Source organism: Neobacillus sp. PS3-34 (assembly GCF_030915465.1).
Classification (GTDB): domain Bacteria; phylum Bacillota; class Bacilli; order Bacillales; family Cytobacillaceae; genus Neobacillus_A.
Map to the genome: position 1 here is coordinate 3,241,814 of NZ_CP133267.1, position 13,365 is coordinate 3,255,178.

At 38.4% G+C, this 13,365-nt stretch carries 13 protein-coding genes and 1 pseudogene; 11 read left to right on the top strand and 3 right to left on the bottom strand.

Features of this window, described 5'->3' with window-relative positions:
* Positions 1–38 precede the first annotated feature (38 nt).
* Entirely contained in the window at positions 39–293 is a 255-nt protein-coding gene (locus RCG23_RS16750) for a hypothetical protein (RefSeq protein WP_308176647.1), read from the bottom strand.
* A gap of 225 nt (positions 294–518) precedes the next feature.
* On the opposite strand from RCG23_RS16750, the gene RCG23_RS16755 reads away from it, so the two are divergent.
* The 6 genes and pseudogenes from RCG23_RS16755 to map all read left to right on the top strand — a co-directional run bounded on the left by RCG23_RS16755 (position 519) and on the right by map (position 6,342).
* Positions 519–995: a hypothetical protein gene (locus RCG23_RS16755; RefSeq protein ID WP_308176648.1), complete on the top strand. Its 477-nt coding sequence runs from the start codon at positions 519–521 to the stop codon at positions 993–995.
* A gap of 139 nt (positions 996–1,134) precedes the next feature.
* The gene (locus RCG23_RS16760) at positions 1,135–2,151 is read left to right on the top strand and encodes a S66 family peptidase (protein ID WP_308176649.1); all 1,017 of its coding nucleotides are present in this window, start codon (positions 1,135–1,137) and stop codon (positions 2,149–2,151) included.
* Positions 2,152–2,335: 184 nt separating this feature from the next.
* Positions 2,336–3,070, top strand: a complete 735-nt coding sequence (locus tag RCG23_RS16765; RefSeq protein WP_308176650.1) for a YwaF family protein — start codon at positions 2,336–2,338, stop codon at positions 3,068–3,070.
* Between the two features lie 138 nt (positions 3,071–3,208).
* Positions 3,209–4,926: pseudogene (locus tag RCG23_RS16770) on the top strand (ABC transporter ATP-binding protein).
* A gap of 131 nt (positions 4,927–5,057) precedes the next feature.
* Entirely contained in the window at positions 5,058–5,504 is a 447-nt protein-coding gene (locus RCG23_RS16775) for an SgcJ/EcaC family oxidoreductase (protein ID WP_308180087.1), read from the top strand.
* A gap of 97 nt (positions 5,505–5,601) precedes the next feature.
* Positions 5,602–6,342 (top strand): type I methionyl aminopeptidase, encoded by a 741-nt coding sequence (gene map / locus RCG23_RS16780; RefSeq protein ID WP_308176651.1) that lies wholly within the window; start codon positions 5,602–5,604, stop codon positions 6,340–6,342.
* Positions 6,343–6,597: 255 nt separating this feature from the next.
* Here map and RCG23_RS16785 read toward each other — a convergent pair whose 3' ends face one another.
* A complete protein-coding gene (locus RCG23_RS16785) occupies positions 6,598–6,747 on the bottom strand; it encodes a hypothetical protein (RefSeq protein WP_308176652.1) in 150 nt (49 codons plus the stop codon).
* Between the two features lie 190 nt (positions 6,748–6,937).
* Between RCG23_RS16785 and RCG23_RS16790 the strand changes: the two genes are divergently transcribed.
* The 3 genes from RCG23_RS16790 to RCG23_RS16800 all read left to right on the top strand — a co-directional run bounded on the left by RCG23_RS16790 (position 6,938) and on the right by RCG23_RS16800 (position 9,695).
* Entirely contained in the window at positions 6,938–7,924 is a 987-nt protein-coding gene (locus RCG23_RS16790) for an HD-GYP domain-containing protein (protein ID WP_308176653.1), read from the top strand.
* A gap of 523 nt (positions 7,925–8,447) precedes the next feature.
* Complete coding sequence (locus tag RCG23_RS16795) at positions 8,448–8,705, top strand: hypothetical protein (protein WP_308176654.1); 258 nt, start codon at positions 8,448–8,450, stop codon at positions 8,703–8,705.
* Positions 8,706–8,840: 135 nt separating this feature from the next.
* The gene (locus RCG23_RS16800; RefSeq protein ID WP_308176655.1) at positions 8,841–9,695 is read left to right on the top strand and encodes a DUF1206 domain-containing protein; all 855 of its coding nucleotides are present in this window, start codon (positions 8,841–8,843) and stop codon (positions 9,693–9,695) included.
* Positions 9,696–9,750: 55 nt separating this feature from the next.
* On the opposite strand, the gene RCG23_RS16805 is transcribed toward RCG23_RS16800, so the two are convergent.
* Positions 9,751–10,809, bottom strand: coding sequence for a metallophosphoesterase (locus tag RCG23_RS16805; RefSeq protein ID WP_308180088.1), 1,059 nt, complete (start codon positions 10,807–10,809; stop codon positions 9,751–9,753).
* Positions 10,810–11,294: 485 nt separating this feature from the next.
* Between RCG23_RS16805 and RCG23_RS16810 the strand changes: the two genes are divergently transcribed.
* A complete protein-coding gene (locus RCG23_RS16810; protein ID WP_308176656.1) occupies positions 11,295–11,897 on the top strand; it encodes a cell wall hydrolase in 603 nt (200 codons plus the stop codon).
* 356 nt (positions 11,898–12,253) lie between these two features.
* On the top strand, positions 12,254–13,333 hold the full coding sequence (locus RCG23_RS16815; RefSeq protein WP_308176657.1) for a M42 family metallopeptidase: 1,080 nt from the start codon (positions 12,254–12,256) through the stop codon (positions 13,331–13,333).
* The last annotated feature ends 32 nt before the right edge of the window (positions 13,334–13,365 follow it).

Consider the following 13,365-nt stretch of genomic DNA (forward strand, 5'->3'; position numbering starts at 1 on the left):
TAAATACATGTCTTGTTAATAATAAATTATCAGCCGCCCTAAATTTCTTCTTTTAAAAAATGGTCTTTGAGTTTTTCATATAATTCTTTTTGTTTTTTGTAGTCATACCAATAGTAAATTAAAAAAAGCAGCCCTAAAATACTCAAAGTAATTGTGATACCCAGCTTTTTCGTATCTTTTTCAATCAAATCAATAATTAAATTCCCCAAAGGACTTAAACATACTAACGCATTGCATATTAAAACAGATATTTTTGGCCTGATTTTTTTAAGCCTTTTTTCAGTTACTCTCATTTTTATGACTCCTGATTTGGTTTTTCGAAGGTTATGTGAGTTTTGTATTTTTTTACACGCTTTTATTAAAGCGTGCCCTTCTGGATTTGTAAATAAACAGCCTTTGTTAGTTACTGGACATAGAGTGAGTTTTGGTTAATTTAGGTTTAATGACCGATTTTTTCATATAGTTTATCATTTTCTTTTTCGATAAAATGAAATTGAAAGTGGAGGTAAATAAACGTTATGAAAAAGAACTGGTATGAAAAAGAAAATCCTCTCTTTGGGATTGGCAAGAATATCCTTGGAACTATTATATTCGGTATAATATGGTGGATTTGCAAGCTTTTATTCAAGGATATTATTTCACATGATTGGCTTTATATTACAATCTTGATACTTATCCTGATTATTGCTGGAAGCTTGTTATTCAACAAAAGTTTAAATAAATCGATGAAAAAAGGTAAAGAGTATGAAGCTCTCGGAATAAATATCTATAACTCGCTGAAAAGAAGCCGGCCAGATATAAGCCTTGAAAAAGCGAAATCAATCATTAATGGTACAATTGATGAGAAATGGTTTATTTCTTTGAAAATGAATCAGATACACGAAGTGAAAAAATGCATTAATGATTATCTGGAAGTTAATAATGTGTTTAATGAAGAAGATTTAAGGAAACTCGTTTTAGATAAAAAAAGAATTTGGATTGAAAAAAACTATTAGTTTAACTACTCGGATCGCCAATGCAGGCGATTTTTTTCTTTTTACAGCTTACTGGAAGGATAGTTGAAGGAATTTAGATGTTTAAATAGAAGTACACATTAATAAAAGAAAAATATCAAACGTGTTAGGAATGATACAGATGATTAAATATCCTTTTTTGGCAGAAGGAGCAACAATAGGAGTAACTGCGCCCTCATCAGGGGTGCGCGCTGAGTTACATGACATGTTGAAACTTTCAATTAATCGAATGAATTCGAAAGGTTATACCGTTATTTGTGGAGATACGGTTTGGACTCAGGAAAAGGCTAAATCGGCATCTGCCAAAAAACGAGCAGACGAGTTTAATGAAATGATGAGTAACGAAGATATTGATATCATTATTCCTCCATGGGGCGGAGAGCTTCTAATTGAGATACTCGAAGATATTGATTTTAAAAATATAAAGAACAAATGGGTATTAGGCTATTCAGATATTAGTTTATTGTTACTGGCTATTACTCTGAAGACTGGTATAGCTACTGCGCATGGAACGAATTTAGCAGATTTAAGAGGGGAGTATTCTGACGAGACAACTTCCATGTGGCAGTCCGTATTATCGTCGAAACCTGGAGCTTCTGTCCTTCAACATTCATCAGCAAAATATCAGAAGAACTGGCAGCATGGTAATCCTTCCCCATGTGTTTTTCATTTAACTGAACAAACATATTGGAAGACTGTTTCAACTAACAATGTTAAGGTTGAAGGCCGCTTGCTGGGTGGCTGTATAGACGTGATAAGGCATTTAATTGGTACACCTTTTGGTGATGTGCAAAGCTTTAGAAAGCAATATATCAATGGAGAACCTATACTATGGTACTTAGAAAATTGTGAAATGAATACTGCAGATTTACGAAGGTCTTTGGTGCAAATGAAATTAGCCGGATGGTTTGAACATTGTTCAGGCATTATGTTTGGGCGAAGCCCCGCAAATCAACCTGTCGAAAACTATACAGTGGAAGATGTTTATAAAGATCTTTTTGATGAACTGCAAATACCCATTATTTATGATATTGATTGCGGACATGTGCCTCCTCAGATCACTTTCATAAATGGTTCATATGCAGAAGTCGAGGTGGACAGCGGGAAAGGGACTGTTTTGCAGCAATTTAAACAATAAAAAAATTTATATTAAACAACTTTTTAATAGAGCGTTTGAACTTTATTAATGTTTAAAAAGAGTGCTAGACACCATCCGGAAAATTGGAAGGTGCCTGTCACCTTACATTATTTGGTTTCATTTTCACTGGTTATATATTACATTTAAAGGAAGTGAATGAAGGAAAGTATTTGGAGGTGATGGGATGTTTGGAGGGAGTAATAAGGGATACAAGTTTGAGATATTTTCAGTAAGTCACCTTTGTGTCATTGGTCTTTTCATTCTCGGAACGATTTTCTTATATGTGTTTCGGGAATATTTGCGAAAACGGCATATGAGAAGGACTGAAATGGGGGTTGCGTTATCTTTAATCCTGGCTGAATCGGTTTATCATGTATGGATGATCTCAACTGGAATGTGGAATGTAAGCCACGCCCTCCCATTAGAATTGTGCAGTATTAGCCTTATTCTTACGATCATTCTTTTATTTAGCCAAAATAGATTCGTTTACGAGGTTTTATTTTTTACTGGCCTTCTGGGTGCATCACAAGCATTGCTGACGCCGTTGTTATACTTTGATTTTCCACACGTTCGGTTTCTTCATTTCTTTTATACCCATATGATGATTATTTGGGTGCCTCTTTATTTTACCTGGGTATATGGATATCGCCCGACCATTTTCTCGTGTCTAAAACTTCTTGTGACTCTTAATGTCCTCATCCCTTTTATCATTTTAGTCAATAAATTAACCGAAGGTAATTATATGTTTTTAAGCCATAAACCTGAAACTGATAGTCTATTAGATTTTTTAGGTCCATATCCATGGTACATTTTTTCTTTGGAAGGTTTGCTAATCTCACTAAGCTTAATCCTTTGGCTGCTATTCAGGGAAAGGCCTGCCAAAAAACATGTGAGAGAAGAAAAAGAAATAAGCCAATAGAATGGAGAGCAAATTTAATAAAGTGCTAAATTTCTTGATGATGATTTGCTAAGAAGCACAGGAAAATTCAGAACTATTGAAAAAGTTATGTGTTTTACCATATAATCACAGAAAAAGCACCTTAAGGAGAAAGCAGAAATGATACGTCGTTTTTTTACATACTATAAACCTCATCGCAGATTATTCATCATTGATTTTAGCAGCGCAGTAATAGTCGCAATTCTTGAGCTTGCCTTTCCGCTAGCGGTAAAGTGGTTTATTGATACACTCCTGCCCGGAGGGAACTGGAATGCCATTGTTGGTGTTAGTCTTGGTCTGCTTATGTTATATGTGCTCAGTACCTTTTTGCAGTTTATCGTCAATTACTGGGGCCATAAGCTCGGGATCAATATTGAGACCGATATGAGGCAGCAGCTGTTTCAGCAGGTTCAGAAACAATCCTTCCGTTTTTTTGATAATACGAAAACGGCCATATCATGAGCCGAATTACTAATGATTTATTTGATTTAGGGGAACTTGCACATCACGGACCTGAAGATTTATTTATTGCCGTGATGACGTTTGTGGGGGCATTCTGGATTATGCTCACCATTAATGTGAAGCTCGCTTTAATGACAATGATCATCGTACCATTTCTCATCTGGCTCATTACGTATTCCAATTTTAAAATGAATGCCGCCTGGAAAAATATGTACAGTGATATTGCCGATGTAAATGCACGAGTTGAGGACAGTGTATCTGGTATAAGGGTTGTCCAATCGTTTACAAATGAAGAATTTGAGATTAAGAGATTTACAATTAACAATCAAAAGTTCCGTTCTGCCAAATTAAGTGCATATAAGGTCATGTCCTTCAGTTCTTCTGGCATTTATATGCTTACACGACTCATTGTCCTGGTCGTACTCATATTCGGTGCATGGCTTAGCTTCAGCGGCAAACTGACCTACGGGGAATTGGTCGGCTTTGTCCTCTATGTAAATGTACTTTTTAAACCGATTGATAAAATCAGTGCCATACTCGAGCTGTATCCAAAGGGAATGGCCGGATTTAAACGCTTTACAGAGCTGATGGACCAGCATCCTGATGTAGTCGATGAAGAGGATGCCATTGAGGTCGCTAGTTTAAATGGGGATATCGAGTTCCAGGATGTAAGTTTTAGCTATGACAACAATAAACCTGTTCTGGAGGGTATTGACCTCCATATAGGACGCGGGGAAACCGTTGCCTTTGTGGGTCCATCAGGGGCAGGGAAAACGACGATTTGTTCATTAATTCCGCGTTTTTATGATGTAAGTGAGGGAAGTATACGGATTGATGGGATCGACATTCGCCATATGACAAAGAAATCGCTGCGCTCCCAGATTGGAATTGTCCAGCAGGATGTTTTCCTGTTTACGGGTACGTTAAAAGAAAATATTGCCTACGGTGCTCTTGATGCTTCTTTTGATGATATCGTGAGGGCTGCAAAGCGGGCCCATTTGGAAGATTTTATTGCTTCGTTGCCGGATGGATATGAAACACAAATCGGTGAGCGCTGGCTGAAATTATCAGGGGGTCAAAAGCAGCGTATAGCCATTGCGCGTATGTTCTTGAAAAATCCGCCGATTCTTATTTTAGATGAAGCGACGTCCGCTCTCGATACGGAAACAGAAATGATTATTCAGCAGGCGCTTACCGAGCTTTCAGTAAACCGTACCACACTGGTTATTGCACATCGTTTGGCAACCATCAGAAATGCAGACCGAATTGTTGTGGTTACAGAGGACGGAATTGCTGAAGAAGGCAGACACGATGAATTGTTAGAGGCAGGCGGTATTTTTGCCAGCCTTCATAGAGTCCAGTTTCAGAGATCTTAAAGATTGAGTGGAATAGCATATACAATTGAATATAAGATTCTGGTAGAGGTTGAACGGATATGGGATGAGGATATGGCATTACAGGTATTATGATTTTAAATGAAATAATTCTTAATTAAGGGGTAGTAATGATGGAATCTTCTATTTCAAATGAAATTAAAGTACTGTACCAACATCTAATAGAGGCATGGAATAATCGCAACGCCAGCGCGATGGCTGATTTATTTGCAGAGGATGGCGAAATAATTGGTTTTGACGGAAGCCAGGAAATGGGGAGCAGGGAAATCTATTCACACCTGAAGCCCATTTTTGAAAATCACCCAACCGCGCCCTTTGTGTGTAAGGTGAAAGGAGTGCATCTTTTAAGCGATAATGCTGCCATGGTACGTGCAATAGCAGGAATGATTCCTCCTGGACAATCAGACCTTAACCCTAATGTGAATGCACATCAGACTCTCGTAGCGATAAACAGCGATGGTAAATGGAGGATTCAGCTTTTTCAAAATACCCCGGCTCAATTCCATGGAAGACCAGAGCTTGTCGAACAAATGACAGAGGAATTAAGAGAACTTCTTTAGTTAAGGCCTTCAATTTGGTTTTTATAATGGAGTAAAGTACAATACACTATGTTGAGTCTTTAAAAGACGAAAGTTTATTTGGTGGTGAAATGAAGCTATGATTGCAAAGACAGAAGAGGATTTTATTGGTTTGAAAGAGATTGGCAGGATTGTTGCATCGATTAGAAATGAATTGGTTCAAAGAACAGCACCTGGCATTACGACGAAAGAACTCGATGATTTGGCGGGAGAGCTTTTTGAGAAAGCAGGTGCAGTTTCGGCTCCTAAAGGGGAATATGATTTTCCCGGATTTACTTGCATTAGTGTTAATGAAGAAGTGGCCCATGGCATCCCGGGAAACCGCGTAATCAGTGAAGGAGATATCGTGAATATCGATGTCTCGGGGTCAAAGAACGGATATTTTGCTGATACCGGAATTTCCTTTGTAGTTGGCAAAGGTGAGGAAATCCGGACTAAAATTTGCGAGGTCGCCAAAGAAGCCTTTGAAGCAGGCCATAAAAAGGCAAAACCGGGATCAAAGATGAATGGGATCGGAAAAGCGGTAGAGCAAACAGCCAAAAAACATGGATTAACTGTTATCTATAATCTGACTGGACACGGCATTGGCCGTTCTATACATGAAGCCCCTGACCACATTTTAAATTATTATGATACATGGGACGACAAATTGTTTAAGGATGGAATGGTTATCGCGTTTGAACCATTTATATCTACCCTTGAGGAGGAAGTTTTCCAATTGGATGACGGTTGGACCTATGTTACAGAAAAAAGCTTTGTTGCTCAGTGTGAACATACGATGATCCTAACGAAAAATGGCCCGATTATCTTAACCTTATAATAAGATGGAATAAGAGCTGAGAGGCTCTTTTTTTTATGGATACCATCATTAAAAATCGTTTTTGAAAAATTCAGCCAGTTTACTAGATGAATATGGTAAAATTAAGAGAATCTTTTAAACATGTGCGGAGGGCATTTCATGAAGAATTACCGTTATCTGGCCGATTATTGCTGTTATTTTGCCATATATTTTGTTTGAGTTTTTTAGAAAGGGGATCTTTCCAGACCCATATTTCATTATGCCAAATGGGCATTTTTATATTGTTTCTACCGTCGCCCTGCTGTCAACGATTATAGCAGTTGCTGTTGGGATGGCGGGAAAAAGGCTTAGAAACATAAAGGTCAGTTTCATATCTTTGTCTTTCATCTCATTAGCCCTGCTGTTTTCGCTGCATGGACTTTCCACGCCTCATTTTCTCCTCCATGTGACGCATTTACCTGGGGTAGCCGCGCAACTGAGTATGCTATTAGCTACTTTTTGGCTATGGTTATCCTCATGGCACTCTGATTCCAAAATAATAGAAAAACTTTCACTATATCATCAATTTCTTTTACCTGTTTGGACGGTGATTTTAGTTCTCTTTGGAATGGTAAGTATGCTAAATCCGCATATGGCTAATATGGTTCCGTTGGATGCCAGGCCAGTTAACTTGTTTTTTGCCATCACTACTTTCGGGTTAAATATTACCACAATGGCCCGTTACTACCAGTCTTACAGGTATTCACGCTTCCCTCTTCAGTTAGCTATCGTGTATAGTTCAGGATTTTTAATTATTTCTCAATATATTATGGTTAAAGGGGAATTATGGAGACTCAGTTGGTGGATGTACCATTATTTATTGCTCGCCTCCATGATTGTTATGGTGGCAGGTTTAATTATGCAGTATACCGTAAAGGGAAATTTTATAGGATCAATTCGAGCATTGTTTACAAACGACCCCTTTGAAAGAGTTACAAGCAGCATTTCTCCAAGTGTAAAAGCACTCGTCATAGCTACTGAAAAGAAAGATACCTATACTGCTGGCCACACGTTTAGGGTGACAATGTATGCATTAAAACTAGGGGAAGAACTTAAATTAAAGCCCGAACAGCTTCACGCGATAGCACAAGGGACACTTGTTCATGATGTCGGAAAAATAAGCATTCCGGATTCCATATTAAATAAACCAGGGCGTCTTACTGAATATGAAAGGGTATTAATTGAACAGCATCCGTTAAAAGGTTATCATATGTGCCGAGATCTTGGTTTTATGAATGAAGAGCTCAGTATCATCCGTTCCCATCATGAAAAATGGGATGGAAGTGGGTACCCTGACAGGTTAAATGGGGATGCCATCCCCATTTTAGCGAGAATTGTTGCAGTAGCGGATGTCTATGACGCACTAACCACCGAAAGATCCTATAGAAAGGCGTGGCCACATTCGAAAGCAATGGATTTTCTGATTGAGCAAAAGGGGAGGCATTTTGATCCTGTTTGCATTGATGCGTGGGTCAAACTTTGTGAGCTTAATCCATCTGTTTATCAGTATCCTTCCCTAACAGTAAATGAGGAAACGACGGTTACCCTGGTTTCGAAAATCTAGTTTACATCCTGTAGGTTTTGCTTTTTTCTTCGTGAAACCGTGCAGCAGGATGTGGCGTTGACGTGAGTGGTAAATGCAACATTGCCTCTGTCTGCGCCTTGAGACTCGCCAATTGGTGAGTTTTTTTATCGATTAAAAAATTTTTTATAATTAAATGATGTGGGTAACTTCTATTGAGTTGTATTAATCTAGCTCCAACGCCAAGCCGCTCGGGGGCATAAGCCAAATCACTCCAGAAATCAGGACAAGGAACACTTCGGCAGCATCCTCATCGCACGAGGGAAAAGCGATAGCTTTTCCGAGGATGACTGCGTGACTCGTCTTATGCCTGTAGGGGCTAACCAGGACGCTTGCGCCTTTTGTACCTCAAAGCTGGAGAGTTGAAAAGATATGGATACTAATTTAAAGCCAAAAATACTTTGTCGTTTTGCTGCCCAAATATCGAAAAAATTGAAACTATTCAGTAGATATACCGTCAATTTTTGTACGTACTGATAATATCTTATGGATGGAGGTGCTGCAGGTGTATTTTCTATTCGTTTTTTTAATCGGTTTTGTTATTCCATTATTATTTAAAAAATCCAAAATGAAATGGGCTAAATGGTTTCCCGCTATACTATTATTTGTCGGAATGATTATTATGGGTGGAAAAGCAAAATTTTTCCCAGGTCCCGAAATGGCTGTTTTAGGTGAAATAATGTATTTTATGATTTTGGGAACTGCTGCGATTGGTGCCATTATGGGCGCTCTTTTCGTTCATTTTTCGAATAAGAAAAACTAAGGCATTCGCCTAATTGCTGAACGAATGCCAAGTTTTTCTAATAAGCCCATAAGATTAAGTTAGTTGATAGGTTTCTTATCTGTCTTCTCAGGGAATTTAATAGATAAGAATATCTAATGCAATGGAGGGGCTGCTATGACCATGTCGATTTCGAAATCAGGAGCCAAACAAAAGGTCGTGAAGGCGAATCGAAAAATGAAACCCTGGATTCGCCGCTTTGGGCGATTTGGAATGATGGCAAAGGGAATCGTGTTTTCGTTCATCGGAATCCTTGCTGTCATGGCGGCTTTAGGACTGGGAGGAAAAACGACCGGAACAAAGGGAGTATTTTACTCATTAGCAGGCATCCCATTTGGAGAAGGTCTACTATTAATAATTGGGATTGGATTAGTTGGTTATATTGTCTGGCAGCTTATAAAAGCCATAAAGGATCCGGAAGACAAAGGGCATGACATGAAAGGAATAGTAACACGGTCGGGCTATTTTATTAGTGCAATAATTTATTCAAGCCTTTCATTTAATGCAATCAAGGTTGCTTTGCATGCAGGAAGTGCCGGGGGGAGCGGATCTGAAAAAACGCTTTCGGCTAAAATGTTATCATACCCATTGGGACAATGGATTGTCGGCCTGGTAGGCGTTGTAATCATTATTTACGGTTTAAGTGAAATTGTAAGCGGATATAAAGAAAAATTCATGCGTAAATTTAATGTAGGTAAAATGAGTCAGCATGAAAGAAGGATTGCAAGAAACTCAGGTAAAATAGGGCTGATTTCACGTGGGATAGTCTTAAGCATGGTCGGATCCTTTTTTATTCAAACAGCCATCACAGCTAATCCAAATCATACAAAAGGACTTGGAGGAGCATTATCAGAGCTTGCCAAACAGCCTTACGGCCAATGGCTTCTTGGCATTGTCGGATTTGGATTAATTCTATATGGTCTATACGGAGTGATTAAAGGGCGCTATGAATATACGAGTTTTGGAAATTAATTAACAGGCGCCTGGCATCATCGAAATTATTGGATGGTGCCAGGCGCCTGTTCGATTAAATAAATTTTATATCTATTTGGAGGATTTCAGAACGGCTTCCGATCCGGAAGGGCGGACCCCAGAAACCATAGCCTGAGGAAACAAATGCATGCATTTGTTCCTTTTTTAAATATCCCCAATCCAATTCATACATTTTCTTCGTAATAAGGTGGTTGGGAGCCATTTGCCCCCGATGGGTGTGCCCGGATAAAAGGATATCTACGTCATTTTCCTGTGCCTGTTTAAGTTCAAAGGGCTGATGATCCATGGCAATAATGGGATACTCCCTGTCAATATCCGTTAAAAGTTCCTTAAACGATTTTCGGCCTTTATCCGTTTTATCTTTCCTTCCAGCCAGATGAAAGCTATCATCGATTAGCAGCTTTTCGTCCATCAATATTTTTATATCAATTTTTCTCATTTCTTCAACGAAGGCAGGTATTTGTCCACCATAATATTCATGATTTCCCAATACACCGAATTTTCCAAGTGGTGCGTTCAAATTTTCGAGAATGGAGCCCATATTCTTTTTAATAAATGGCTCGGGTTCATCATCAATGATATCTCCGGGCAAAAGAATGATATCAGGATTTAGTGCATTAATATTATCAACTAATCTCCTTGCATGCGCCACTCCGGAAAGTCTTCCAAAGTGCATATCGGATGCCATGGCGATCCGCAGTGAGGATCTTTTGCTATTCTTTTTAGTTACACTGATTTCATATTTTCTCACTACAGGACTATAAGCATTGAATAAACCTACTGAAAGGATAGCTGCCATCAGGACGATAACCGAAATTCCTACTATCCTAAATATATTTGATGTCAAAGGGATAGAAGATAATTTAAAAATTAATATGACCAGGTCTGCTAATGGAAGCAAAATGAGACTGTATTGAATTACCGCAAACCAGACATAACTGACAGTCCGGAAAATGGAGAATAATTTGGAAAGCCTGCTAAGGATAAAAGAATAAGATATTAGAACAAAAACGAGGCTAAAGATTAATGAGTAATGAAAACCATATCCAATTTTCAGCCATTCCAATCCGTTCCAGCCAATAAAAAACAACAGCCGTTAAAAAGAATAAATATAGAAGCAATTTGCATGATTCTTTTAAATGTCATCTTCATGTGTTCTCCTTTTTAAATAATAAATCCCATCAACCGATTTTAACACAAATTTTGACGTACACAGTTAAGGGAGGCTTAGGAAAAAATTTAACAGCTATTCCGTCTTTTTTTATCTTTTTTGTTGTACCGCCTTTGCTAAAATGGCTATTTTCCATACTCTTAAAAAACCCGGAAAAGGCTAATAAATAAAAAAAATCATGTTACACTCCTGAAATATTCTGTAAAATTACATCCGTTTTTTGTAAAAACCGGCGTTTTTCTATGGGGAAATAAATCCGGAAAAACATTCCAGGTTTAAGGAAATTGCATTTATACCAGTAAAGCAAGCAACCTATCAAGCTATTGCCACATTTTGGTGCATGAATTAGTATATTACAACTGCTAGCCTAGTAGACAGAGACGAGAACAACTACTAGGAGGATTAACATGAAAAAAATTAAAAAACTAGTAATTGCATCGGCGTTATTAATTTCGATGTCACCATTTTTCTATGGGAAGAATTCAGAAGCAGCAACTCGCACTCATAATGTTAGAGCTGGAGAGACATATTGGAAGATTGCTAGTAAGTACGGAGTATCTGTAAAAGAACTTATGAAAACAAATAATAAATCACGAAGCTTGATTTATCCAGGTCAAAAGCTGAAGTTACCTAATTCAAGGATTTCCGCTGCTGAGAAAGATTTAATTGCGCGCCTGGTCCATGCTGAAGCTAAAGGAGAACCTTTTGCCGGTAAAGTAGCTGTAGCAACCGTTATTTTAAACAGGGTAGCAAGCAAGGGTTTTCCTAATACAGTTAAAGGGGTAGTTTACCAAAAGTCTAATGGTCATTACGCTTTTACTCCTGTCCAAAACGGTGCTATCAATCAGCGGGCAGACGCAGCTTCCAAAAGAGCAGTAAATGAGGCTTTAGCATATAGAGGGCAAGGAAAAGGTTCATTGTTCTTTTATAACCCTAGAACAGCAAAAAGCGGTTGGATCTTTTCACGTAAAACTACGATTACTATTGGACATCACAAATTTGCAAAATAAATTAATTATCAAATTTTTACAGAGCCGGGGACTAGTTCCTGGCTCTGTTTTATTATCAGTGAGACAATTTCCAATATTAAATGTGTTTTTCTGCTTCTGGCTATTTTCAGAAAATTGTTTATTTTAATTGACTAAATCATTTATACATATTATCCTGATTTCTGTAACTATACATCATTACTTATCGAGAGAAGTGGAGGGGCATGGCCCTGCCAAGCCTCGACAGCACGTTTTTAATTAGAACACTTTGCCAAATTCATAAAGCCAATCCTGGGAGATAAAATGAGCATATAACCTCTCAACTTATCCGTGTTGAGAGTTTTTTTGCATTAGATTTTAAAGGAGTGAAGGGGAAAATGTTTGAACTGTTAAAGGAGTTGGCCTTATTGCATGGCCCGTCAGGATTTGAGCAGCCTGTTGTCAGCTATCTGAATGAAAGGCTAAAAGATGTTGCAGACCAGTTAGACACAGATTCCCACGGGAATATTATTGCAAGGAAAAAAGGGAATTGTGCCGCGAAAATTATTATTACCGCCCATATGGATGAAGTGGGATTTATCATACGGAAAATTGAAGAAAATGGCCTATTGCGGTTTGAACAATTGGGCGGGCATGATGAAAGAGTTCTTCCCGCACAAAAGGTTCAAATTAGAACAAAAAGTGGAATGCTGACAGGTATTATTGGAACCATCTCTGCCCATTATAAAAAGTTCGAACAAGATATAAAGGTTAAAAGGCTACGGGATTTATACATAGATGTTGGAGCAAGCTCAAGACAGCAAGCGGTAGCAATGGGAATAAATATTGGTGATCCTGTTACATGGCTTTCAAGTATAGAATTTTTAGGGAATGAAACCACTGGTAAACTTGTTGGGAAGGGCTTTGATGACCGTGCAGGCTGTGCGGTGGTGGTAAAAGTACTCGAAGAGCTTACGGACTTTGCTGGAGAGATCATTGCGATTTTTACAGTTCAAGAAGAAGTAGGACTGCGAGGCGCGAAAATAGCAGTTGAAGGCATTTCTGCAGATGTGGCGGTTGCGGTAGACACAACAGCTGCCAGTGATACTCCTGAGGGTGTTTTAGATGACTTTATTCAAATTGGACAAGGAACTGGAATCAAGATAATGGATGCCAGTTTAATTGCCCATCCTGCGGTAAAAGATAAATTGGCAGTCATTGCACAAGAAGAAAGCATCGATTTTCAGTATGAAGTGTTTCCAGGAATAGGAACTGATGGAGGGGCAATCCATCTTGCGAATAGCGGGATACCAACAGGTGTACTCTCCATTCCTTCCCGTAATGCGCACTCGGCTGTAGAAGTAATCTCCATAAAAGATTTGGAAGGTACAAAGGAATTATTAAAGTGTTATATTTCTTCATTTAAGGAAGAAGAGAAGTTCTTATTCATTGACAATGGAGAAGGGGAATCTAAGTAAACTTCAAGTTCAAGCTATACAATAAAGAAGGA